Consider the following 20,614-nt stretch of genomic DNA (forward strand, 5'->3'; position numbering starts at 1 on the left):
CACTATTATTGTTGATATAATGCGGCTACCTACCACCTCTATATCTCGCGATGGGTCGGCAGAGTAAGATGGGTATAAGAGACACCCACCCACCCATCCCGACAAGGATGTTGGCTTTCGTCTTGGCCCCTGACTCATCGGTCGTGGTCAGCGTGCCGCTGGCAGGACTTCCGACCGATACCTGCCAGTTGCCTTTCAGGCGGCCCGTATCGACAGGCGTGCTGTCGATAACTTCGGAAAACAGTGCGAAGGTGATGGCGCGGACGGTCTGGTCAACCGCCTTTTCAGACTTAATAGCCCACTTGCCTACGTCAACAGCGAAACTGCTCATCGCGTCGCGTTGGCCTTGTACAGCACCGGCACGCCGGCCGGCGCAACCTCGGTCACGGCCTCAAGCTGCCACACGGAGCCGCTGACCTCGGTCAACTTAGTGGTGGCGTCAGGGGCCCATGACAGGTTCGGCTCGATCAGCGCCTTGCGGTCGCCAGCCTTTACCGTCCCATCCAGATAATCGCCGTCGCGGTACGGCAGGATCGCAGCCTTGCAGGTCTGCGACTGCACCGTATCCGGGGATACCGTCCCGGTCGCCGGGTCGTATCCGCCCGGAACAACGCGCGACAGGGTGACCGTCTGGCCGAACGTGTCCAGCAGCGCGGCGGCAGTCGCTGCGCTGGCCGGATAATCGAATGCCATTGTCAGGCCCGAGTTACGCTCAGCGCGTACAGACCACGACGCGCAAGGTAATCTGCGAACTGCACCTGCGACGGACGATCCGGCGCGGCGCGCATCAGCTTCCCGCTGTTCTCGACGGTCGCGTACTCGACTTCCAGTACGTCCACTTTTTCTTTTGTCACCGCGCCCTTGCGGGCCTCCGGCGGGTCTATGTCGTCAGCGTGGATTTCAGCCGCAAGCGCCATCTGGCCGTACAGGATCGGGGCCGGAATGTAGTCGTCCGCCAGAATTTCGCCATCGACGGCGACGCCAGTACGCGGCCACGCCATCGACTGTGATGCCCCACCCTTCCGGCTGCCCTTCCAGTCCAAGCCGTTCATGGCCTCAGCAGCGCGCCTCAGCAAGACTTCCTGCTCGGATTCAGTTGCCGGGATCGTCCAGCCGTAGGCGGCTGCCCGGTCGGCCAGTTCGGCGGCAGTGGCGTAGCTGTCGGCCCCGGTTACGCCGGTTCCGTCCTCAATGGTCAGTGCCACGCTTGCGCCTCCTATTCTTGGCGGGCCGGTCAGGCTGCGCCCGCACGGCGGGCATTGCAACCCCAATACCGGGGATCAGGTGATTCAGTACAAAATCTACGCACTGGCCGCTACGCATTTCATCGAGCGTCCACTGGCCGTAGGCAATGCGTGCGCACAATGCGCGCAGCGCGGCTCGGCTCGGTAGCGCCGGCCCGGAAAGCTCGCCCCAGCAAGCCCTGTCCGGAAGATCAGCAACCGCCGGAACCCCCGCGATCATCGCCTCAAGTCCGCCAGTGCTGCAAAGCGTGTACACGACGCTCGCCGCCGATAGCGCATCGGCCAGCGGCCCGACTGACTGGTCGGCATCAACCTTCACGCCGGGGCTGTGCGGGTGCGGCCGGAATACAGCGCCATGCTCATCGCACTTGGACTGCGCCCACGCAGCCATCCCGCATTCGGTGTACCCATGCGACGGATCGCCTACATGCTGGCCCAAGACAAGCGGTCTGCCGCCAGCCTTGGCCGGCATGAGCTTGACCCCAAGTGCGTCGAATCTGTCGCCAGGGCATTCGAAGCTAGGGATGCGGTTCAGCCCGCCTAGCCCTACCTGCCAATGTCCTGTTTCCCACGTATCGACACCTGACACCCGATCAAGGTAGCCGTAGTCGATTACCACAACTTGGATGCCGGCCTCCGTATAGTCTCGGCAGACCTGCCCGCCCTTGTCGCGGACCCCGGAAACGACAACAACTTCGAACTGCTCTACCTGGCCTTGCCCGTAATCTGATACTGACCGCCAGTGCGGACGATGCCCTAAAGCCAAGAGGCCGGAGCGAAATGCCCCGGCCTCAAGGTTGTCACTGCGGGCGTATACCCCTACCCGCATTAGCGCGACTGGATCACCACGCCGGCCAGGTCCTTGTGGGACGTGAATACCTTGTCCCAATAGTCGCTGGTGCCGAGCGCCGAGTCAGACGGGTTCTTGCCGCCGTTGCTGACATCCCAGGTGAAGCCCTTGATGCCGACGTTGTAGGCGAACTCGCCCTGCATGCGGATCAGGAGTTGTTCCAGTCCGGTGACTTCCTGAATCACTACATGCTCTTCCTCGGTGTCCTCCACTCGCAGCGCGTCGGCGCTCAGGCCAAGCGTGAAGTAGTCGGTCACCGCAGCAGTTCCAGAACCGGTCGTTACCGCAAGCGCGTCCGAATCGGTGACGATGATCGGACGATTCAGGGTCAGCGGAGACGCCGCCACAACCGCCGTGTTCGCAACCACGTCGCCGTTGTTGCTCGGGGCGATCTGGTACTGCAACAGGTCAAACGCGACCTTGGAGTGCATCACCCAAGCGTCGATCCGCGAGGCGGCATCGCCGTACAAGGCGAGACCGGACACAAGCGAAGTGGTCGCCATCGTTCCATTGGTCGGGACGGTGAACTTGTTGGCAGCGTTGCCACTGAGCGCGGCGCGGCCGGCGCGGATGGCGTTGTTCAGCATGTCCGCCAGTACGTCCTTGGCGACCTGCTCACCGGCAGCGACGCGGATAGCGTCCTGCGACAATCCGGGCTTCAAGAACGCCGAACGGGTCCATTCCACCGGGCCGATCTTGCGATTCAGCTTGATGGCGGCGTACTCGTCCTGCGACAGCTTGATGCCGGACGCGATGGCGACGCTGGTCTGATCCTGGCGAGAAACGAGGCCGCCCGCGTTCTTGAAGAACGCAGCATAATCGTAGTCACCGGGCTTGCGGTTGCTGGTCAGGCGAATGGTGCCGTTGCTGCCAGCGTTGAACTTGTCAACCGCCTGCGCAATAACTTCGCTGTAGCCGCTCTGGAAGAACGGGTCGCGGAACTTGGTATCAGTGGGGAGAGTGGTAGCCATTTCTTTAACCTCTAGTCAGGTAATTTCATGAAGGCGTCCTGACCATGCTTGGAGACGTATTCCGCCTTCTGGACATGACTCATGGACGACCGCTTGAGTTGTTCGCCGCCGCCGCCACCCTGTGAACCGGGTGCGCCGCCGCCGCTTGCACCGTTAATGACGAAGTGCTTGCCCTCGTCAGTCCCGGCCCATTCCGTGATGAAGTCGCCCAGCGCCTTGTCGCCGGCCTTGACCACCTGCGTACCGTTGTCGTCCGCAACCGATACCGCGCCGCCGAGCAGCGCTTTGACTGCTTTCAGGTGTACGGGATTGGTCACGCCGGCCTTGGTCAGCGCTTCGGTAAGAGCCGTGTCGGCTAGGGATTTTCGATATGCCGCATCAGTTTCTGCCGCCTGCTTGGTGGCATCCTCCGCAGCCTTGGTCGCCTTGGATAGCGCTTTGGTTGCATCAGCGAGCTTCGCTTTCAGGTCGTCTCGCTCTGACTCGACTTTTTCAAGGTCGGCCGGATCGATTTCCGTTTGTTTGCGGAGCTTCTTCACCTCGCCAAGCAGTTCGTCACGCTTGGCAAGCAGGGGGGCAGTAGCTTTCTGTACGGCAGCATCAATCGCCGCCTGCACCTCAGGCGCAGTCAGGTCAACGTCAGTCACGGATAATGTCCTCTGGACGGGTTACGGCCGCAGGCCAAAAGAATGGGCCGCCACTGGCGACCCTGCTTGCTCGCCCCGGCACGACCGGGCACGCGCGATGCTGGTAACGATGTCGAATAATCCGGGGGAGCTTCAATCCCCCAACCCGGCCCGCTTGAACGCCTTAGGTTCCAGCCGCCTCATTTCCTCCAGCGTCAGCGGTTGCCAACGTCGGTCAAGCTGCAATTCGGCGAATCGCTTGGACGACAGCCCGCCGTCCCGCAGCAGCTTTCCTCGGGTCGGACCGATTACCTCATCCTGAAATGCGGCCGGCTGGCGCTTGAGCCAGTCGTAGTAGGTCGTCCCGGCATCTACCGGGCCATCCATGCTCGAACGCTTGGCCCCTTTCGTCAGCGCCTTCCACTCGTCTTTCAGGACCGGGGTTGTGCTGGATCGGCAATTGACGTGAGCCGGCGGCAGCGGCCCATTTCCGAACTGGAAGATACGGCCGTCCAGCGCCCTGCATGTGTCGCTGGTGCGCTGGTCAAGCGTGGCGGACCACATATACCCGGCCAGGATGTCGGCATTGTCGGCGTAGGTCTCATGCCGCGCCGAGGCGCTAACATGAGCAACCGCCGTCCGTACCACGGCTTCGGTTTTGCGTGCAGATATCGCCAGTACGCCATCGGCGTACCCCGCCGCTTTCGTGCCGCGTACCGCCTGCACGATCTGCGCCGTGGTCTGCCCCTCGGCCACACCGAGACGGATAGCCCCGGCGACACGCTCACGCTCAGCCTGCGACCATTCGCCGATGAACCCGGCCAGCAACTTCCCTTTGCCGGCCGCCAGCGGCTGGGAACTGGCCGCTGTCCACAACTGACCTGCGGTCGGCACATTGGCCCGATACCCATGCTCGGCCAGCATCCCGCCGACAAACTCGCCCTCATAGGCTGCCAGCGCCCGCAGGTCGTCGTCCAGCGCCCCGGTGTACTTCGACAGGGTTGCCGCCAGTACGCCATCCACCTCGCGCAACATGGCCTCCATGCGAGCATGTTCAATGGCCGTCAGTCCGCCGCGCGTCAGTATCTCGCGCAGCCTGCGATCGATCTCGCGCAGGAACGGGGCGAACTTGCGGACCTGGCCGGATTTCAGGCGCTCGATATAGACCGCATGCCGGGTCAGGTCGTCGGCAAAGGCGAGATTGGCCTGTGCCATTACTCAGCCTGCGCAGGGTCGACACCCGGCTCAATCGGATCAAGCTCGACCCCGCCGCCCTGCGTCTCAAGCTCGTCGCGGATGTCGTCATCCGACTTGTCAGCCGCGATCAGCCCGATAGCGCGGCAGTACGTCCAGAAATCGGATTCCGGCAGCTTGCCAGACTGCACCGCCGCCAGAGCCTGCCCCATCTGCTGCGCGTCGAACTGCACGCCGGAGAACTCGGTCCCGATGGTGAAGTCAAGATTCTCGGGTGTCGCCGCTACGCCAGCGAACTGTGCCACCCAACCAAGGGCGGTCCGGTAGGCGTCGCTCACGTTGTCGCAGACGATGGACAGGATGCTGTTGCTGGATTTGTCGTTCGCTGCGGCCTCGGTGGCGGTACGGTTGGCCTCGCCGGGGGCGATCAGCTTTGCCCCAAGCATCCCCATCAGATCGACTTTGTGCTGCATTTCCTCTGACAACCCGGATACCGCCTGAGCCTGCAACAGCCCCGCCTGCCCGCCGGACGGAACCGGAAGAATGCTCCGGCTGCCGACGTACACACCGGACTTCTGCATTTCTTCGGCCCAATCCGCATCCGCGCCGCTAACCCAATACATCGCCTGCCCCGCGAAGAACAGTGATTCCTCATGGTCGGCGCTGTTGTTCAGGTGCGCAATGTTCAGGGTCGCAAGGTCATACAGCGGCGGCTGATCCGGAAGCACGTCGTTATTCGTGGCTCCGATGAAGGTGAACGGGATTTCCGACCACGGCTTACTGCCCTTGATGACTGGCCGCCTTTTCTCTACGACAACCCAGCCGCCGCTGTTAGACTCCTGCCATACCTCCTGCACATACACGCCTCCGTCCATGCGCAGCACCCGATACTGCGTCTTGCTGCTTACCTCAAAATCGCTCCATTCCTCGTATGACTCACGCAGCACGACGAGCGTCAGCATGTTACGTGCGCCCATCTTCTCGGTGCGCCAGTTCATGATTGAGTTTGCGTCGTACAGGGAAATTGTCGGCCGCACGCCCATACGCTCGGCATCGATGGCGACCATTTCACCGTCTGACTTCGGGTAATCCACTAGCAGGCCGGATCGCCCGGTCTGCAAGACATTGGATACCGTGGACTGCGACTGATTGATGATCCCGACGCCGGAACCGTCAACGTCGCTCTTTAGGAAATCCAATCCTGACGGACACTTGACCTCTGGTGATTTCCCGAACGCGATACCGATCATTGCCGACAGCGTGCGCCCGGTGGCATTTGTGTATACCGCCCGCCGCCTGCGCTGATCGTTCCGAGTTGTGTTCTCAGGCGACAGGTCGGTCGGATTCACTTGGATGATGTAGTCGGATGTCTTGACCGCATCTGACCCTGAGACGGCATCTTGCACGAGTTTCCACTGCGCACGCTTATCTTTAGCCTCGGGACGGATAAATTCAACGCTCATGCGGCAAATCCAATTTTGATTGCGGTGGCGGGTTTCTTGATGGGGTATCGGTAGGCAATGAAGTACCCGGCGGCGTCGATCACATGATCCAGCCCGCCCGACTTGTCAGGCTCGCCGTGCTTGTCGTAAGCCTGCTTTTCCAGTGACTCGACCAAATCGGGGCACCCCTCTGGATTCACCCGGTAGCGCCTTGCGCCGTCCGAGCAAATCATCTTGTTGACTGACAGCACACGGTCTTTCACACGCGGGTTCGACGGATTCACGCGGACGCCGAATCCGGCCTTTCGCAAGATCGCCAAGTCAGACTCACTCGCGTTGTTGCTCTTGCGACTCGCTCCGCTGGCGTCCGGATACACGATGATCTTGTGCCCCTCATGCTCTCGGCTCAGCAACGCAGCCATTGCTGGCGTATCAAGCACTCCGGTATGCTCGACGACCGCATGCGGATCGTCTCCGCGCAGTACGTGGATAACCGCCGACATTTTGCCTACGTTGAAGTCCATCCCGACGTGCAGCGCCTCGCCTTCCTTGATGCGCTCAGCACTCGCATTTGCCGCCCGGTCGAACTCCGGATACACGGACCCGGCCACGAGGTTGACGAACTCTCCATCCAAGTAGGCGGCCAACAACTGCGGCGGGTACGTGGTCCGCAGGCTGTCGATGTACCCGGTCGGAAGATTGGCCGCATTGCTCATCGTCCCGGCCTTGATGATTCGATATCCGGACTCGGCCCGACGAACCCATCGGTCGTAGACGAATCGAAATCCCTCAGGGGTCGTCGCAACGCCTACAGTATTAAGACTTCCGTCCGGCTTTTTCTGCCGGTTGCGCGCAATGATCTTGTTCCATGCATGCGCTGCCTTTTCCTCAGGCAGCGTATCCAACTCATCGACAATGCTGTCTGCCACCTCGTAGCCGATGATCCGCTCCGGCGCATCCATCGTCCGGAAGATGATCGATCCCGCTCCCTCGACATTGATGATCTTGTCGTTCTTGTTCTGTTTGTACCCAAGCCCCCATGACTCCAGCGTTTCCATGACGCGCGGCCACGCAATCGTCGTTACAAGGTCATACGTCGGAAGGTAGTACGCAACCGACTGGATCGGGTACTGCAATTTCAGCGTCAGCAGGCGGAGAATCGCCGCGTGCGTCTTGCCTGCGCCGAAACCCGCCACCATCGCCGGAAACTGGTCCGTCGCAGTGACGAACTCGTACTGCGGGCCAGTCAACTCGACACGCACGATCAGTCCTCGCGCTCGGGAGCCTCCGCAGCGCGGACAATCTGGATCACTGGAAGTCCTGCGCCTTCGACCTTGGCGTCAACGAACTCAGTAGGCTTTCCCCATCCTCGATCAAGTAGCGCCTGCGAGCAGGCGACGCGCACCTGCCACTCCGGCGCGGTTAATCCATCAGCAAGGGTCTGGATCGCCTCCGCCGTGTGCAGTCGCGCCAACTGCGCAGCCGTCTCCCCATTCGGCCCAACGCGAGGCGAACGCCCCCCAGGATTCCCGGACTTACCCTTCTGGAACGTGGTGCTGCTCTTTGCCACGTTAGCGCTCCAGCACTCCCAAAGCGCGATCCGCCCAACGGGCGGGGGTTGCAGCGCCTGGTGTTTCAAGCAGCAGCTTGTGCAGCTTGGCGATAACCCAGATCAGGATGGCTTTCATCGGTTCACCTCGTAGGCTTGTATTAGGGCTTCGATTCGGGCGTCGCAGGCGGCACCGACTCCAATAGCATCCGAGACAAGCTCTGCTCCGCGTTCAACGGCTGGGTCAGGCTCGGCGGCAGCGGCGGTATCACCGGACAGACGGGCGGTGTGGAGCGCTGCGACTTCGTGGCGCAGCCGGAGATTGCCTGCACGCAAAGCAGCAGCAACACTTTCAGCGCGGGCTTGCGCATCTTGTTTTTCCTTCTCGTATTGTTCGGCGACGGCGTTTAGCTCTGCTGATCTAGAGCGCTCGGATTCAAGGGCGTCTTGTAGGGAGATAACCTTTGCCTCGGCAGCGTCGGCGCGATTATTGGCCTCAGTTGCGCTGGTTTTCTGGCGTCCATGATCACAGGACACGACGCCGAAACAGACTGCAAGAGCCGCGAAGCAGGCCAGCAGGATTCTGGTCATTGAACGTCCCTCAAGCACAACTTCCGCTCATCAAGGCGGCGGTTGAAAAGACCTCGCACAAACTTCCCTCCCGCGCTGCTCCATACAGGCTTTCCGGCAGCGTTGCGGGGGATGCGCTCACAGGCCGTCTCGTAATCCCCGCGCCTTGCGTACTGCGCAGCAACGCTTCCGCAGGTCTTGTTTACGCCGAAATTCCATGCGTGCGACGAGAGCGCATCAAACACCGACTGTGGCGGTGTGCGGCCAAGACAGTTAATCAGCGGAAGCTGTACATGCTTCACCATCGCAGCCCTTTCCTCGGCCTCGCATTGCTCGTCAGTCCAAACATCGCCAACGATGATCGGGGTGTCGGTCACATGCTTTGTAAGTCCGTCGCACACGGTCGGCAGTCCACCCGCCAGTCTGTCGGCATAGACTGTTAACCCCCGAGTCCCGCCGCTCTCCCACTTTTGGACGAACCCCATCAGGACAGCAGACGCTAGGACAACCCCGGCCACCGTGCCGCCTACAACGGTCTTTGTCCCCACCTGACCTCGGCTCATTGGTCGTCCTGCAAATCCCGCAATTGCGCCTTGTGCAACTCCGACTTGCGAACGTCATCACGGTGCTTGTAAATCCAGTTGACCGCCAAGCCGACGATGGCGACGAATGCACCAGTGAATGTCATCACGTCGCTGGCAGTGAGCCCGCCGATTACTGCGGCAGCACTCCCTCCGAACGTAGCTTTATTTGCGATGGCGGCTATCGTCGCCTCGGCAGCCTGATCCTTCACTTCCGGTCCTCAGTGCAATGGGCCGGATTCCCGGCGTTCCTCGATATGCGCGAGCGTCTGCCGCGCGATGTCCACAAGGGCGAGCAAATCCTCGGCCGCTACCCCGACCTGATACCCGCCCGCTTGCGTCTTGTAGATGACAAAAACCTCGGCGACATCGCCGTCGCAGGCTGCGTCGTGCAGTTCCTCGATGATGTCGTCGGTTAGCTCGCGGATGTTCATGGGGTTACCGAGTCAATGCCTCCGCCGGTCTCCGGGTCGAACTGCGCGGCGATCTTGACCGCTGTCTTTGCGTCCGACCCCATCGCAAGTGCACCAATCGCAAACTGGGCACCTGAACCGATTACGGCGAATGGCTCGCGGATGCGAACCTCGCGCAAGTACGGCCAGGTCAGCCAAAAAGCCTCGTCTCCGCGGATCACGATGAACTCGCTATCCTCCGACTCAGGAAGGGCCGGCTTGTCCTTACCTTCCTGCATCCATGCCGCTACCTCGATCAACTGGTGCATCGTCCCCGCGCCGGCCAGATAGCCGTTCGGGATCGGAAATATCTTGCAGGTCGTCATGTACCCCGCCATCTGACGATCAGCGGCAAGGGTTTTGCCATCCCACACGATTGTGGTCACGCCGCCTCCGCGAACATTTCCGCATTGACGCGGCTGCGGCCAACCTCCCCATGCTTGGCGTGGTACACGATGGCCTGCATCGGGCGCGCAGATCGCCATCCGCCATTGGTGGCGTAGGCATCCCGCGCCGCCAGTGTCCCGAAGCTCTCTACCGTCACGCCTGCAAACTCTCTGCGGCTTTCGTGATGGACGTGGCCCATCAGCCAATGCCTGTGATCTGACTCGCCCCAATCCTTCGCGCGGTCGGCGGCCATGACCCCCGGCAGCTTGTCAGGCTTGCAGGTGTGTCCGTGATGGACCCCGAGCAATACCCGCCCGAATTTGTAATACGCGAATACAGCCGGCGAACTGTCTACCGTTACCCTTGGCTCGCGTTCGTAGGCGACTGACAGCACTCGCGCGAGCCAAAGCCCGCCCGTCTCATCGTGATTGCCGGGGACGCAGATCACATGCACGTGCTTGTGTTTCTCCAGCGCCGACTCGATGCACTGGCGCATGGTCGTGACAGCCACATCAACTACGCGGGCATAGCGTCCGTCCGCATCGAGCATGTGGCCACTGCGAGGCGTCTTTGCCTCCATCGAGTCAAAGTGCAGCGCGTCGCCCAGGTTGATGACCAGCCCGGTTTCGCTTGCCGGGGCGGCGGCGACCAGTGCCGACATCGCGTCGCAATGCACCTGCCGGGCGATATCCAAATTCCAATCCTCGCCAGTCTCATCCGGCCAAGACAACATGCCAAAGTGCGGATCGCCGATTGGATACACCGTCAGCAGGTCGTCGCGGAATACGCCCTTTGCCTTCCTCGGCTTGACCCTCGGCAGGTCTGCCGCCATCGCATCGATTGCCGCGACCATCGCAGCATGACGCGCCTCGGCGTCGGCTGTGGTCTTGACCCATTGAGCCGCAACGGAGCCGTCCTCCCGGTACAGCGTGGACGTGCCCTTGACGTTGAAGCCCGGTGCCGTCGGGTGAACCATGTCGCTTTCGTGCGCCACGCCCTTCGCTGCCGCGATAATGCGGTCGGCCCACTGCTGCTCAAGCTCTGGCATGACGTTGAACGTCCTCTTGCAGTCGTGGCATGCGCCTCGACCGCTGCCCTTCTTGTACGTGTGTGTGCTTCCGCACTTGGGACACTGCATCAGTCGCCCGTGTCCTGTCGGACACGTATCCCGGTGATTCGGCCGGCTGTACCCACGGCGACAAAATCCGATTCGTCCACATGCACCAGTGCCGCCTCGATTTCCTTCTGCAAAAGCGCCAGCGCACGCCACGCCACCTTGGCAGAATGACGCACGCCATCGGTATCGACGGTCCCGCGCTGCATAAGGTGTCGCATCAGCGCATCAGCCTCGTCGCCCGACTTGCTGCGGTCCCAATGAAGCGGCTGGCCTGGATTGTGCTGCTCGTTACCAATCGCGGATAACTCTGCTACGGCGGCCAAAGCATTTGGGAAATAATCCAAGCAGCCGGTCGCCAGCGGAATCAACTTTCTGGCCGCCGCGTCTGTCGGAAGTGTCATGTGAACTCTGGTCGTTGATGTAGGTTTCAGCAGCCCCGCAGCGCTACGGGGCACGTCCGGGTTCCCAAGGTTTACTCGGGGATCAGTGCGGGATTCCGCTCCCCCCTCGTCCCGACCTCGCCAGCAGGAGCTACCCACCGGCCGGATTCGACGCTTGCTGAAATAGGAACCCCCCATGGTGCGCCGGTCTGACGAGAGGCGTGGGGGGTGTTGTTATCGACCTTCGTGGATCAGTCCGAAGGGCCGCTGTTACTACCTTTCGGCCTAGCAGCGGTCTTGGAGTTGCACGAGCAGTTACCCATCTCGCGCGTTGTAGCGACGATCATCCAAAAACTGGGGGAGCATCAATCCCCCGATCAGGCTGCATCCCGCAACGCTGCCGACAGGTGCCGCGCGGCTTCCTGCTCGGCGTCCCCAAATTCGCGGATCATCCACTCGTACATGGGCCGCCACACCACGCGGTAGGTCGCCTTGTCCCGCCCGATGGCCGCTGCACGCTTACGGTCGGAGATTGCCAGCGTTCCGCGTCCGCCACAGGTCGGACAGGTAACGACAAGCTCGCCCGCCCGGAGTTGTCCGCGACCCTTGCAGTCCGGGCACTGATTCGGATGGGCCAACTCGTCGATGACAGCCTTGGACATCGCCGGCAGCATTTCGAACGCCGACACCGGCCAGCACCTGGCCTTGATCGCCTCGACCTTGGCCTCGGCCGCCGCAAGCTCTCGCAGCAGCCCAGCGCCCGGATTGTTTGCCCAGCCGGCGCAGGCGTGGAGCATGCCCCGGTGGATTCGCGCCTCGGATAGCTCCTTGGCTTGCCGCGCAATCTCCGGCTGTACGTGCATGTACACAGCGTCCCTGAGCTTGTGGGAGCGCCTTGCGGCCCCGTCCGGCCACCAGCAGGCCTCCAGTACCTCACGGCCCAGGCCCGCCGGCACAAACGCCAGCGCGGCGGCAATGTCCTGATTCGACAGCGCCCCGACCCCGCCCCGGCCAACGTCGTAGCGGATCGTCGTCGGGTTCAGGCGTGCGAGTAGTTCGCGTGGGTTAGTCATGGCGTACTCCCCTCCCGGCGGCAACCGCCCGGTGCGCGAAAGCCAGAAATTCCAGTGGCGACCTGACCGCAAACCGTGCCAGCGCCATGTAAGCCGACCGCACTCCAGACCAGCGCCCCAATCCGAACGCCGCACCCACTGCTGCCGCCAAAAGAATCTCGTTCATGTCGATACCCTCTTGATTCGCCCTGTGCGGGCCTGTGAGGCCCGCCCCTGTGTTCCGCTACCCTCGCCGCACTCGAACGGAGGACGACCCGCGCAGAGCGACTGGTGCGGCTCCTGCCCCATGTAGTCCACGACAGAAGCCCATGCCGCCTCCCAGCCGTGGCAAACGGCCGTCGCCCATCCCGCGCTGGTCAGGTGCGCCAGCCATTCGTGCTGTTCCCGGCTGACCCGCCCGCCGTGCAGGCGCTTGAGTTCGAGGGCCAGCCCCACGAACGGGCCGCGTGGCACGGGCAACAGGTAATCGGGCACGCCGGGGCGGACGCCCTCTGCCTTGAGCTGGGCGGCCACGCGCTTGTTGCGCAGCCCCCCATTCGGCACCGCATGGAGCCATCGAAGGTCGGGCCAGCGATCCTCCGCCCCGCGCACGGCTCGCATGAACACCACCGCTTCGGTGTGTTCTGAGGTCATGGCGTCACCATACTGAGGCTGTCAAATCCGTATGGAGCCCTCACAGCAGGGTTATCCACAGGCGGCGACCTGTCGGGAACGACCTGTCGGCCCTTACGGGTATAGGAACCGACAGGTGAGTCAGACCCGTCCGTAACCGGCCGACAATCGGGGGAAAGCGCCACAAAAGCGCGCTTTTCCCCATCGACATGTCGGCTTTCGGGGGCCCGACATGTTGCCGACAGGTAATCCGACAGGTTAACCACTTGAAAATCAATCATTTGCGTTGACGTGTCGGATTCTCCAGAATTTCCGACAGGTGATCCGACATGTAGCCGGATTGACCCACCTGGAAGTGAATCCGAGGCCCGGATTGGACGCTCAGGAGGAGTGCGGAAAGGCGCTTTCTGCCGAAAATCGAACCGACAGGTCGAGTTGTCTTTAAAATCAATCATTTATAGTCACCTGTCGGTTTTTCAGAATAGGAACCGACAGGTCGATTCCTCCACGGAGCCGACGAGTCGTCCCACGGACGAGTAGCGCCAGCCGGCCTGAACACGTCAGTCAGGCCGTTGACACGCGGGATTTGCTCGGTAGATCGGACCAGATCGCCGGACTCGACGGCCGCAGCGAGACGGCTCTTGGCCCAATCGGCACCGAACCCGCACCGGTTCGATACCTTTCGGACGGTCGCGTACTCCTTGGCCTCACACAGCTCGACCACCGCCCGGATGACCAGGCGCACATTCGCTTGCTCTTTCTCCAGCTTCCGTTCTGCCGCCGCGTCCGCCTTGGCCCCCTGGAGCGACTTATGGACAGACCGCCACGATTTACCCGACAGGTCGGCCGGAGTGTTTATCTCTACCGCGCGGGGGCCATAGGGGTCCACGTCATCCCAGCGGAAGAACAGTGGCACCGGCTCGGCCGACTTGGAGGACGACAGGCATGCCAGCAGGGTCACCCGGTCCTTTTCGCCGGGGGCTACCAGTGATCGCAGGACTTCGCGGCTGTCGGCCTCGGGGAACGGGTCGAAGGCCGACCCCAAGTTAACGGCCAGAAGGGTCTGGCGAGCGTTGTTGACCAGCGCGGTGCCGCCACGGAAGGCCGACTCTGACAGGTCAAGCGTCGGAAGGGCCTTGGCCGCCTCCTGGCTTGTGTGGTGCGTCAGTACGACGGCCACGCCGGTGACCTTGGCAACGTGCTTGAGGGCCGAGACCAGCACGCGCAGGCCTACGTTGTCCTCCTCGGCGTCCGAAAGCGTGCTGGCCGTCTCGAAGATGGCCAGCCCAAGCGGACACTCGCGGGCCATCAAGCGCCGGATCGTGTCGATCAGGGCCGCCAGAATTGGGCCGCGCACGGGTTGCCGGCCTTCCAGCCGCACAATCTCGCGCCAGCCGGCAAGCAGCTCGCCGTGAAGGTCGGGGACGATGATATTGGACTGTAGTCGGGCGGCGTCGTCCGCCGGAAGGCGAGAGCGTTGGGCCTGCACCTTTCGGGCGTACTGGGCGCGGTCGTCCTCGGCCGAGTAAATCATCACGCTACCGACTTCGACCGGAGCCATGCCGCCCAGCGCCCAGCCAAGCGCGAAGTGTTTGGCAATGGCCGTGATCACGGTCGTCTTGCCCTCGCGTCCGGGGGCGGCAAGCACGGTAACCTCGCCAGCCGGGAACAAGCCGCGCTTTCCGTCCGGTGCCATGAAGGCGTGCGGGTGCGGGATGGCAGCGGCGTCGAACTCAGCATCGGTGAACGGAGTCGCGGCCTCATCCAGTGCGGAACCGATGCTGGCGACAATGGCGGTCGGCTGCGTGGGGGGCGCACTGGAGGATGGGACCACTCCGGACAGTGGATTCAGCCAACCGTGCCGGCTGGCCGCCGCGAACACGGCCTGATAGCCGGTATGGTCGGCCGTGAAGCTGTCCCACACACGGGCCGCGTCGGCCGGATCGTACTTGTCGGACTGCTGCGACCACTCGACCCACAGGGCGCGTCCGCGTTCTCCAAGTTTCTTGAGCCGTTGACCGTTGGCAACCCATAGGTCGCGATCATCCGCCCGCATGGAAGCCAGGGCACTGCGCAGATCGGCCGCAGTGCGAGGGTCCATGTACTCGGTTACGTTGTCCGGAGTCGGGGCTGCGTTCGGGGCGTGGCGTGGCGCTAGAGTCCTGGTCACGTAGTCGTGCAGGTCGATGGGTTCGCCAAGCCCTGCGCCCTCGCCCGTGACTGTGAAGAACCGGCCGGCGCTGTATGCCTCTATTCCTGATCCGTTGGAGCCAAGGGCTGGAAATGGGCGGCCATACCCGATTGCATGGAGGCCGTTTCCTGACGGACTGGACTCGGTGTAACCGGGCAGTCCGTCGTCGGCCAACAGGGCAAGCTCAGGACGGCTTGGCAGGTCATCCAAGTCGATCCCCTGCCAATGGCCCCCGGTTCCGTCGGGCCCAAGGGCAAACCCGAGTCCTGTGTATTGCCCTGATGCCAAGGCATCGCAGGCGTCCACAAATGAGGCGAGTTGCGCAATGTCGGCAGCGTCGTCCAGTCGCCCGTGCCGGGGCTTGCCGTTGGCGTAGAACGGAACCTTCCGGGGCTTCTTGTCAGGGACGGGAATGCTTCGCCATACCAGCCAGCGACGCGCATCACGCATCGATTCGGGGAGGGTGTCGGCGTCGAGTTCGGCCGTGATCACGACGCAGCAATCGCCATCCGCTTCTGAAGGACTTCCAGCGCCTTCACGGCCGACACGAACTCTCGCTGAAGCTGGGCCGCCTCGTCCTCCGGGTTCAGGGGCTGCGGCTCGGTGTAGCCGGCGTCACGCGCCTCGTAGTGGGCCAGGATGTGAACCCCCGACTGCCGCGCGGTGCGCCGGATCAGGCGCAACTCGCCCAGGTCCAGCTTTTCCCGCTTGTCGGTGTTGAGGCAGGCGGCCAGCTTGCGGCCGGCATCGTCTGCCGGCATGGCTGGCCAGAGCATGTTCCCCACCTGCTTGAAGCCACCAAGTGCCGTCACGCAGTCGCGGATGGCGTCCTCGTAAGTGTCGTAAAACAAAGGGATTTGTGCGCTTGTCACTCTCGTTACCCCTGCGGGGGACGGCGTGGGACAACCGTCCGGATGTACAAAAAAAGCCCGCCCAACAGGACGAGCTGCTATGTGTTCAACCCCAAATATCAGGCCGCAAAGACGCTTTCCGCACGCGGTATCGCCGCCCCCATGTCGCTGTCTCAACCTCGATTGCTTGAGCAAGCTCGGGAGACGGGCGCTTTCCTCGCCACCCCTGCCCCAACTGCCACAGATAGTCAGGGCTACGTTTCAGACGACGCGCCAATTCGGAGCGCCGACTGGTGTCTGACACGAAAGTTTCCAGGTCCATGACGGATAAGTCTATCCGTAAGGTAGACGTCCTTGCAAGGCCCATGTGTCCCCAAGAGGTAGACCACACCTATCGAGGGCACGCCTACCATTTGGGTATGCGTCCAATCACTGACATCCGGCGCGCCCGACTCCGGCAACTGATTGATGAGTTGTTTGATGGAAATCAGGCCGCGTTCGCCGAGTCAATCGGCAAATCAAGGGCTTATGTTGGCTTCTGGCTGGCGGACCCAGCCAAGCCGCACGCAAAACAGATCAGCCACGCAACAGCGCGCGAGGTAGAGGCCAAGGCGATGAAGCCGGCCGGCTGGCTGGATGTCGATGAGGCGGCGTCGCAGTCGGTGATACCCGACCCGGCGATTCTTGGAATCGCGCTTACATCGGTGGACAAGGTTGCCCGAGATCGGTTGATACGCATAGAGGGGCAGATGGGCGTATTGGCTCCGGTCGTGATGTATGCATATGCGTTAGCCATGCGAACCTTCGCAGGCAAGTTGCCGGTCAGAGGTACGGTGAGGGGCGATAAAGCGCTGGACGATTTCGACAGGAAGGTCGCCGAGAACTTGGGGGAAGGCATTGAGAGCGGATCACTCGGACCACTTGAGTACGTTGCTGGAAGAAGCAAAAAAGGCCCTATCCAAGGCAAGGCCAAGAGCAAGGCGGCTGGGCGTGGTCGAACCTGACGGGATCAGGATTGTGATTGACGAATCCGGCGGGCGGGAGCAACGCCAGTTTCGGAACTTAGACCAATTAGGGGACTGATATGAAGATGGCACTGATCGCGCTCCTTTCTTTGGTAGCGGCGTCGGCGCTTGCCGCTGACGGGTACAAAGTCGCTGGGAGACAAGGCGCTATGGTGTTTGTGTCCGTAGATAAGTCCCAAAAGGACAACGAGGACGTTTACAGGATTGCGGTCGCAGAATCCTGCGCCGGGAGAGCAATATGCAACGTCCATTTTTGGGTAGGCCAAGCCGCAAGTAGGTTGCCAATGACCGACGCGCAGGTGAACTCAAAGGTCGTCACTTGGCAGCAGAATTTGAATACCGGCCTGCGCCGATGGGTTGTCAATTGCAAGACGACCGATGTATTTAAGGGTGACCGCGAGTGCGGATAGCTTGGCGCGCATCCAAAATTGAAACAGGGGGAGTAGTGAAGAGGATTGCTTTGATCGGGGTAATGACGGCTGTAGCCGCCTGCGCATCTACGCCTCCGCCCATGAGCAGAAGTGACTGGGAGGATATCCACGTTCGTCAGTACGAAGGGGTAACCGCCAGAGAAGTTCAAGACGCGGCCGAGAAGGTATTGCGGCTCGCCGACCATGATTTTTCGTTCCAGTATCCAGACGGAAGGCTGATTGCCAGCAGAAACTGGACGGTGTTCGCTGTGATCGCCATCACTGGCGGGAAAGATCATTGGACTGTGGAGACGAGTGAGTCAAATGGGGTCACGCGGGTAACTACGACGATAACGCGAGAGTCATCTACGACAACTGCCGCGCCAGTTGTTGGTGGATCAGGGGTCGCGCCTGTTGTCGGGTCCACACCTGGCGCGCTGATAACGCAGGGCGCTCCATACCAGCTTTTCTGGGAGCGGCTTGAGTACACCATTGGGAAGAGGGACGTATGGACGACGTGCGACCAGTTCAAGGGTCGGATTAAGGACTCCACGAGAGCAAGAGACCGGGGGCAGATAGATGCTTTATGCGGGATAACCGCAGATGACGTGTACCCACAGTAATCCAACGACTCCGAATAGCCGTATCTAAAGCCCGCTCCGGCGGGCTTTTTCTTTGCCTGAAACTTTTTTCCACTGGCCTATTGACAAGTCTATCTTTTGGATAGACACTTACTCCCAAGCCCGCACACACCGGGCACGGGAGACAGACAAATGGCACAGGTAGTCCAGATCATGCCGTTCCAGTCAGCGGTCAAGCAAGGCCGCCGGATCGGGGTCACGGACAAGGCAGCGGTACGCGACGTACTGGCCGCACAGCGCAAGGGTGAGACCGGCGAGACCGTCGCCAGCACCTACCGGCATATCGCTTGGGGGCTGGTGATGAATGGCGGGCGCGGGGGTGCGGCATGACCAGCAAGAAGACGCAGGCCCCGGAAGAGACCATCACCTCCTACAAGGGCTTCACAAAGGACTTCACCTGCATGGGCGGCTCAGAGCCTTTCCAGTACGCAGTTGACGAGACCTACGAGCATGTAGGAGTGGTTTTAGCCTGCCGCTCGGGCTTCCACGCCTGCGAATACCCTCTCGATGTTTTCGGCTACTACCCGCCCGGTATCCTGAGTCGGTACGCCGAAGTCGAGCAGTCTGGCGACATTTCGCGGCATGAGTCAGACAGCAAAGTCGCCAGCAGGAAGATCAAGATCGGGGCCGAGGTTGGTATCCCCGGCATCATCAAGGCCGCCATCGAATACACCACATCTCGGTGCAACCCCGTAAGGGCCAAGCATTCCACAGGGGACCAGTCGGCCAGTAGCGCCACGGGGTACCAGTCGGCCAGTAGCGCCACAGGGGACCAGTCGGCCAGTAGCGCCACGGGGTACCGGTCGGCCAGTAGCGCCACGGGGGACCAGTCGGCCAGTAGCGCCACGGGGTACCGGTCGGCCAGTAGCGCCACGGGGGGCCGGTCGGCCAGTAGCGCCACGGGGTACCGGTCGGCCAGTAGCGCCACGGGGGGCCAGTCGGCCAGTAGCGCCACGGGGTACCGGTCGGCCAGTAGCGCCACAGGGGACCAGTCGGCCAGTAGCGCCACGGGGTACCAGTCGGCCAGTAGCGCCACAGGGGACCAGTCGGCCAGTAGCGCCACGGGGTACCAGTCGGCCAGTAGCGCCACGGGGGGCCAGTCGGCCAGTAGCGCCACGGGGGACCAGTCGGCCAGTAGCGCCACGGGGGACCAGTCGGCCAGTAGCGCCACGGGGTACCGGTCGGCCAGTAGCGCCACAGGGGACCAGTCGGCCAGCTTGTCTACAGGCTCACATTCATCGAGCCAGATCACTCCGAACAAATATGGAGAGAGTATGGCCGCGTCCGCCATTGCGGTTGGCTATGCAGGCAAGGCCCGCGCGCCAATGGGTAGCGCGATCTATCTGGCAGAGCGAGATGACAGCGGCGAGTTCCTGGCCGTGTTCGCCAGCCGGGTCGGCGACAACGGGATCAAGCCGGATACCTGGTACACGCTCAAGGATGGCAAGCCGGTGGCGGTGTCCGAATGACCCTTCTATCCCGCAAAGACCCCTATGCACCGGGAAACCGGGTTCTTGCCCACGGCGAGGCGGCGACGATCCTGCGCAATCTGGCCGATGGCGTCCACATGATCCACACGGACTACGGCCGGATGCGGATCGCGGACGACAAGGACATCAAGCCGATGCCTCGCCGCCGGGTCCCGGTCAGCCTGCGGATCACTCGCGCATGGTTTCGGCTGCGGTACTGGCCTGACCTGTATCCAGCCGTGGTGATGTTTCTGTGGGGCGTGGCGATTGCACTGGCCGTCGCGCTAGCCCCCTACATGTGGGCGCACGCGCAGACCGTGTACGACTTCGGCGTGTTCACGCACTCGGCGGTGAGGGGATGACCGCCCTCGCCCACCTGTCAATCGTCCACTGCCCGCCGCGCCGAATGGTGCCGCAGGTGCCGACAAACCGGGAGCGCATTCAGGCGTACCGGGCGCTATCGCCGGTAGAGCTTGGCAATGGCTTCGATTGGGGGTGGCGCAAGCGGCACGAATACGAACTGTCCGAAATGATGGACGGCCGCGAACGACAAGCAACCGGGGAGGAACTATGAACTTCGACGAAAAGGCCGCGCTGTACGAGCAGCGCAAGCAAGAACTGAACATTGCGCAGACGCGATTGAATGAGGCGCATGAAGCGCTACTCGCGGATTGTGTCAGCCGCAATGAAGGAAGCGCAACGACGACCGGGAGCAACTACAAGGTCACGGTCACCTACGGTATGAATCGAACGGTTGACCAGGCCGCACTCAATGCTTTGTGGGAGCGGTTACCGGAAGGGGCGAGGCGCGTGTTCCCGGTTAAGCATGGCATCGACACGAAGGAACTGCGCTACTGGCAATCGAGCGAACCGGACACCTACGCGCTGATTGCGCAGGCGATAACTGCCAAGCCGAGTAAGCCGAGCGTGAAGGTGGAGCGCATTGAAACTGCGGCGAATGCCGCTTAACGGAGAAAAT

30 protein-coding genes and 1 pseudogene are annotated in these 20,614 nt (G+C 62.0%); 9 read left to right on the forward strand and 22 right to left on the reverse strand.

Features of this window, described 5'->3' with window-relative positions; translation table 11 throughout:
• Positions 1-25 precede the first annotated feature (25 nt).
• From CSC70_RS03885 to CSC70_RS03985, 21 genes are all read right to left on the reverse strand, one after another.
• Positions 26-331, reverse strand: coding sequence for an HK97 gp10 family phage protein (locus tag CSC70_RS03885; RefSeq protein WP_162455355.1), 306 nt, complete (start codon positions 329-331; stop codon positions 26-28).
• A complete protein-coding gene (locus CSC70_RS03890; protein WP_162455356.1) occupies positions 328-693 on the reverse strand; it encodes a hypothetical protein in 366 nt (121 codons plus the stop codon). Before CSC70_RS03890 ends, CSC70_RS03885 begins: the two co-directional genes overlap by 4 nt.
• Positions 694-695: 2 nt before the next feature.
• Positions 696-1,205: a DnaT-like ssDNA-binding protein gene (locus CSC70_RS03895; RefSeq protein WP_162455357.1), complete on the reverse strand. Its 510-nt coding sequence runs from the start codon at positions 1,203-1,205 to the stop codon at positions 696-698.
• The gene (locus CSC70_RS14580; RefSeq protein ID WP_211369412.1) at positions 1,189-2,073 is read right to left on the reverse strand and encodes a hypothetical protein; all 885 of its coding nucleotides are present in this window, start codon (positions 2,071-2,073) and stop codon (positions 1,189-1,191) included. Before CSC70_RS14580 ends, CSC70_RS03895 begins: the two co-directional genes overlap by 17 nt.
• Entirely contained in the window at positions 2,073-3,065 is a 993-nt protein-coding gene (locus CSC70_RS03905) for a major capsid protein (RefSeq protein WP_162455359.1), read from the reverse strand. Before CSC70_RS03905 ends, CSC70_RS14580 begins: the two co-directional genes overlap by 1 nt.
• 11 nt (positions 3,066-3,076) lie before the next feature.
• Positions 3,077-3,712 (reverse strand): hypothetical protein, encoded by a 636-nt coding sequence (locus CSC70_RS03910; protein WP_162455360.1) that lies wholly within the window; start codon positions 3,710-3,712, stop codon positions 3,077-3,079.
• A gap of 132 nt (positions 3,713-3,844) precedes the next feature.
• On the reverse strand, positions 3,845-4,906 hold the full coding sequence (locus CSC70_RS03915) for a phage minor head protein (protein WP_162455361.1): 1,062 nt from the start codon (positions 4,904-4,906) through the stop codon (positions 3,845-3,847).
• A complete protein-coding gene (locus tag CSC70_RS03920; protein WP_162455362.1) occupies positions 4,906-6,348 on the reverse strand; it encodes a DUF4055 domain-containing protein in 1,443 nt (480 codons plus the stop codon). Before CSC70_RS03920 ends, CSC70_RS03915 begins: the two co-directional genes overlap by 1 nt.
• Entirely contained in the window at positions 6,345-7,589 is a 1,245-nt protein-coding gene (locus CSC70_RS03925; protein ID WP_211369413.1) for a phage terminase large subunit family protein, read from the reverse strand. The genes CSC70_RS03920 and CSC70_RS03925 overlap by 4 nt, the downstream gene beginning before the upstream one ends.
• Positions 7,590-8,011: 422 nt before the next feature.
• Positions 8,012-8,467, reverse strand: a complete 456-nt coding sequence (locus CSC70_RS03930) for a DUF2514 family protein (RefSeq protein WP_162455363.1) — start codon at positions 8,465-8,467, stop codon at positions 8,012-8,014.
• On the reverse strand, positions 8,464-9,009 hold the full coding sequence (locus tag CSC70_RS03935; RefSeq protein ID WP_162455364.1) for a lysozyme: 546 nt from the start codon (positions 9,007-9,009) through the stop codon (positions 8,464-8,466). The genes CSC70_RS03930 and CSC70_RS03935 overlap by 4 nt, the downstream gene beginning before the upstream one ends.
• Positions 9,006-9,239, reverse strand: coding sequence for a holin (locus tag CSC70_RS03940; protein ID WP_162455365.1), 234 nt, complete (start codon positions 9,237-9,239; stop codon positions 9,006-9,008). The genes CSC70_RS03935 and CSC70_RS03940 overlap by 4 nt, the downstream gene beginning before the upstream one ends.
• A 9-nt stretch (positions 9,240-9,248) precedes the next feature.
• Positions 9,249-9,461, reverse strand: a complete 213-nt coding sequence (locus CSC70_RS03945) for a hypothetical protein (protein ID WP_162455366.1) — start codon at positions 9,459-9,461, stop codon at positions 9,249-9,251.
• Positions 9,458-9,865, reverse strand: coding sequence for an Ntn hydrolase family protein (locus CSC70_RS03950; protein ID WP_162455367.1), 408 nt, complete (start codon positions 9,863-9,865; stop codon positions 9,458-9,460). Before CSC70_RS03950 ends, CSC70_RS03945 begins: the two co-directional genes overlap by 4 nt.
• Positions 9,862-10,914, reverse strand: a complete 1,053-nt coding sequence (locus CSC70_RS03955) for a metallophosphoesterase family protein (protein WP_162455368.1) — start codon at positions 10,912-10,914, stop codon at positions 9,862-9,864. The genes CSC70_RS03950 and CSC70_RS03955 overlap by 4 nt, the downstream gene beginning before the upstream one ends.
• A gap of 89 nt (positions 10,915-11,003) precedes the next feature.
• On the reverse strand, positions 11,004-11,384 hold the full coding sequence (locus CSC70_RS03960; RefSeq protein ID WP_162455369.1) for a dATP/dGTP diphosphohydrolase domain-containing protein: 381 nt from the start codon (positions 11,382-11,384) through the stop codon (positions 11,004-11,006).
• A 356-nt stretch (positions 11,385-11,740) separates the two neighbouring features.
• Positions 11,741-12,436 (reverse strand): DnaJ-like cysteine-rich domain-containing protein, encoded by a 696-nt coding sequence (locus CSC70_RS03965; protein ID WP_162455370.1) that lies wholly within the window; start codon positions 12,434-12,436, stop codon positions 11,741-11,743.
• Positions 12,429-12,602 carry a hypothetical protein gene (locus CSC70_RS03970; RefSeq protein ID WP_162455371.1) on the reverse strand — a complete coding sequence of 58 codons (174 nt, stop codon included), beginning with the start codon at positions 12,600-12,602 and terminating at the stop codon, positions 12,429-12,431. Before CSC70_RS03970 ends, CSC70_RS03965 begins: the two co-directional genes overlap by 8 nt.
• Complete coding sequence (locus CSC70_RS03975; protein WP_162455372.1) at positions 12,599-13,069, reverse strand: VRR-NUC domain-containing protein; 471 nt, start codon at positions 13,067-13,069, stop codon at positions 12,599-12,601. The genes CSC70_RS03970 and CSC70_RS03975 overlap by 4 nt, the downstream gene beginning before the upstream one ends.
• 430 nt (positions 13,070-13,499) lie before the next feature.
• The gene (locus tag CSC70_RS03980) at positions 13,500-15,731 is read right to left on the reverse strand and encodes an AAA family ATPase (RefSeq protein ID WP_162455373.1); all 2,232 of its coding nucleotides are present in this window, start codon (positions 15,729-15,731) and stop codon (positions 13,500-13,502) included.
• Entirely contained in the window at positions 15,728-16,090 is a 363-nt protein-coding gene (locus CSC70_RS03985) for a hypothetical protein (protein WP_246189321.1), read from the reverse strand. The genes CSC70_RS03980 and CSC70_RS03985 overlap by 4 nt, the downstream gene beginning before the upstream one ends.
• 419 nt (positions 16,091-16,509) lie before the next feature.
• Between CSC70_RS03985 and CSC70_RS03990 the strand changes: the two genes are divergently transcribed.
• The 5 genes and pseudogenes from CSC70_RS03990 to CSC70_RS14890 all read left to right on the forward strand — a co-directional run.
• A complete protein-coding gene (locus tag CSC70_RS03990; RefSeq protein WP_162455375.1) occupies positions 16,510-17,094 on the forward strand; it encodes a helix-turn-helix domain-containing protein in 585 nt (194 codons plus the stop codon).
• Positions 17,095-17,174: 80 nt separating this feature from the next.
• Complete coding sequence (locus tag CSC70_RS14585; RefSeq protein ID WP_211369414.1) at positions 17,175-17,525, forward strand: hypothetical protein; 351 nt, start codon at positions 17,175-17,177, stop codon at positions 17,523-17,525.
• A gap of 101 nt (positions 17,526-17,626) precedes the next feature.
• Positions 17,627-18,148: a hypothetical protein gene (locus CSC70_RS03995; protein ID WP_162455376.1), complete on the forward strand. Its 522-nt coding sequence runs from the start codon at positions 17,627-17,629 to the stop codon at positions 18,146-18,148.
• Between the two features lie 150 nt (positions 18,149-18,298).
• The gene (locus CSC70_RS04000; protein ID WP_162455377.1) at positions 18,299-18,496 is read left to right on the forward strand and encodes a hypothetical protein; all 198 of its coding nucleotides are present in this window, start codon (positions 18,299-18,301) and stop codon (positions 18,494-18,496) included.
• A 71-nt stretch (positions 18,497-18,567) separates the two neighbouring features.
• Positions 18,568-18,762: pseudogene (locus tag CSC70_RS14890) on the forward strand (DUF7666 domain-containing protein); the annotation flags it as partial.
• On the opposite strand, the gene CSC70_RS14590 reads toward CSC70_RS14890, so the two are convergent.
• Positions 18,687-19,457 carry a hypothetical protein gene (locus tag CSC70_RS14590; RefSeq protein ID WP_211369415.1) on the reverse strand — a complete coding sequence of 257 codons (771 nt, stop codon included), beginning with the start codon at positions 19,455-19,457 and terminating at the stop codon, positions 18,687-18,689. The pseudogene CSC70_RS14890 and the gene CSC70_RS14590 overlap by 76 nt on opposite strands.
• On the opposite strand from CSC70_RS14590, the gene CSC70_RS14595 reads away from it, so the two are divergent.
• Genes CSC70_RS14595 through CSC70_RS04020 form a run of 4 tightly spaced genes read left to right on the forward strand, consistent with a single transcriptional unit; the run spans position 19,441 to position 20,604 of the window.
• The gene (locus tag CSC70_RS14595; protein WP_211369416.1) at positions 19,441-19,635 is read left to right on the forward strand and encodes a hypothetical protein; all 195 of its coding nucleotides are present in this window, start codon (positions 19,441-19,443) and stop codon (positions 19,633-19,635) included. The two genes, CSC70_RS14590 and CSC70_RS14595, sit on opposite strands and share 17 nt — an antisense overlap.
• Complete coding sequence (locus CSC70_RS04010; protein ID WP_162455379.1) at positions 19,632-19,997, forward strand: hypothetical protein; 366 nt, start codon at positions 19,632-19,634, stop codon at positions 19,995-19,997. Before CSC70_RS14595 ends, CSC70_RS04010 begins: the two co-directional genes overlap by 4 nt.
• Positions 19,994-20,209, forward strand: coding sequence for a hypothetical protein (locus tag CSC70_RS04015; protein WP_162455380.1), 216 nt, complete (start codon positions 19,994-19,996; stop codon positions 20,207-20,209). Before CSC70_RS04010 ends, CSC70_RS04015 begins: the two co-directional genes overlap by 4 nt.
• On the forward strand, positions 20,206-20,604 hold the full coding sequence (locus tag CSC70_RS04020) for a DUF7173 family protein (protein ID WP_162455381.1): 399 nt from the start codon (positions 20,206-20,208) through the stop codon (positions 20,602-20,604). The genes CSC70_RS04015 and CSC70_RS04020 overlap by 4 nt, the downstream gene beginning before the upstream one ends.
• Positions 20,605-20,614 lie beyond the last annotated feature (10 nt).

It is taken from the genome of Pseudoxanthomonas kalamensis DSM 18571, assembly GCF_010211745.1.
GTDB lineage: Bacteria > Pseudomonadota > Gammaproteobacteria > Xanthomonadales > Xanthomonadaceae > Pseudoxanthomonas_A > Pseudoxanthomonas_A kalamensis.

What these genes read in the sequence shown, in the direction of transcription:
- CSC70_RS03885 (WP_162455355.1), bottom strand. Translation starts at nt 331, where the DNA reads ATGAGCAGTTTCGCTGTTGACGTAGGCAAGTGGGCTATTAAGTCTGAA.
- CSC70_RS03890 (WP_162455356.1), bottom strand. Translation starts at nt 693, where the DNA reads ATGGCATTCGATTATCCGGCCAGCGCAGCGACTGCCGCCGCGCTGCTG.
- CSC70_RS14580 (WP_211369412.1), bottom strand. Translation starts at nt 2,073, where the DNA reads ATGCGGGTAGGGGTATACGCCCGCAGTGACAACCTTGAGGCCGGGGCA.
- CSC70_RS03905 (WP_162455359.1), bottom strand. Translation starts at nt 3,065, where the DNA reads ATGGCTACCACTCTCCCCACTGATACCAAGTTCCGCGACCCGTTCTTC.
- CSC70_RS03915 (WP_162455361.1), bottom strand. Translation starts at nt 4,906, where the DNA reads ATGGCACAGGCCAATCTCGCCTTTGCCGACGACCTGACCCGGCATGCG.
- CSC70_RS03920 (WP_162455362.1), bottom strand. Translation starts at nt 6,348, where the DNA reads ATGAGCGTTGAATTTATCCGTCCCGAGGCTAAAGATAAGCGTGCGCAG.
- CSC70_RS03930 (WP_162455363.1), bottom strand. Translation starts at nt 8,467, where the DNA reads ATGACCAGAATCCTGCTGGCCTGCTTCGCGGCTCTTGCAGTCTGTTTC.
- CSC70_RS03935 (WP_162455364.1), bottom strand. Translation starts at nt 9,009, where the DNA reads ATGAGCCGAGGTCAGGTGGGGACAAAGACCGTTGTAGGCGGCACGGTG.
- CSC70_RS03945 (WP_162455366.1), bottom strand. Translation starts at nt 9,461, where the DNA reads ATGAACATCCGCGAGCTAACCGACGACATCATCGAGGAACTGCACGAC.
- CSC70_RS03955 (WP_162455368.1), bottom strand. Translation starts at nt 10,914, where the DNA reads ATGCCAGAGCTTGAGCAGCAGTGGGCCGACCGCATTATCGCGGCAGCG.
- CSC70_RS03960 (WP_162455369.1), bottom strand. Translation starts at nt 11,384, where the DNA reads ATGACACTTCCGACAGACGCGGCGGCCAGAAAGTTGATTCCGCTGGCG.
- CSC70_RS03965 (WP_162455370.1), bottom strand. Translation starts at nt 12,436, where the DNA reads ATGACTAACCCACGCGAACTACTCGCACGCCTGAACCCGACGACGATC.
- CSC70_RS03970 (WP_162455371.1), bottom strand. Translation starts at nt 12,602, where the DNA reads ATGAACGAGATTCTTTTGGCGGCAGCAGTGGGTGCGGCGTTCGGATTG.
- CSC70_RS03975 (WP_162455372.1), bottom strand. Translation starts at nt 13,069, where the DNA reads ATGACCTCAGAACACACCGAAGCGGTGGTGTTCATGCGAGCCGTGCGC.
- CSC70_RS03990 (WP_162455375.1), top strand. Translation starts at nt 16,510, where the DNA reads ATGCGTCCAATCACTGACATCCGGCGCGCCCGACTCCGGCAACTGATT.
- CSC70_RS14585 (WP_211369414.1), top strand. Translation starts at nt 17,175, where the DNA reads ATGAAGATGGCACTGATCGCGCTCCTTTCTTTGGTAGCGGCGTCGGCG.
- CSC70_RS03995 (WP_162455376.1), top strand. Translation starts at nt 17,627, where the DNA reads ATGAGCAGAAGTGACTGGGAGGATATCCACGTTCGTCAGTACGAAGGG.
- CSC70_RS04000 (WP_162455377.1), top strand. Translation starts at nt 18,299, where the DNA reads ATGGCACAGGTAGTCCAGATCATGCCGTTCCAGTCAGCGGTCAAGCAA.
- CSC70_RS14595 (WP_211369416.1), top strand. Translation starts at nt 19,441, where the DNA reads ATGGCCGCGTCCGCCATTGCGGTTGGCTATGCAGGCAAGGCCCGCGCG.
- CSC70_RS14590 (WP_211369415.1), bottom strand. Translation starts at nt 19,457, where the DNA reads ATGGCGGACGCGGCCATACTCTCTCCATATTTGTTCGGAGTGATCTGG.
- CSC70_RS04010 (WP_162455379.1), top strand. Translation starts at nt 19,632, where the DNA reads ATGACCCTTCTATCCCGCAAAGACCCCTATGCACCGGGAAACCGGGTT.
- CSC70_RS04015 (WP_162455380.1), top strand. Translation starts at nt 19,994, where the DNA reads ATGACCGCCCTCGCCCACCTGTCAATCGTCCACTGCCCGCCGCGCCGA.
- CSC70_RS04020 (WP_162455381.1), top strand. Translation starts at nt 20,206, where the DNA reads ATGAACTTCGACGAAAAGGCCGCGCTGTACGAGCAGCGCAAGCAAGAA.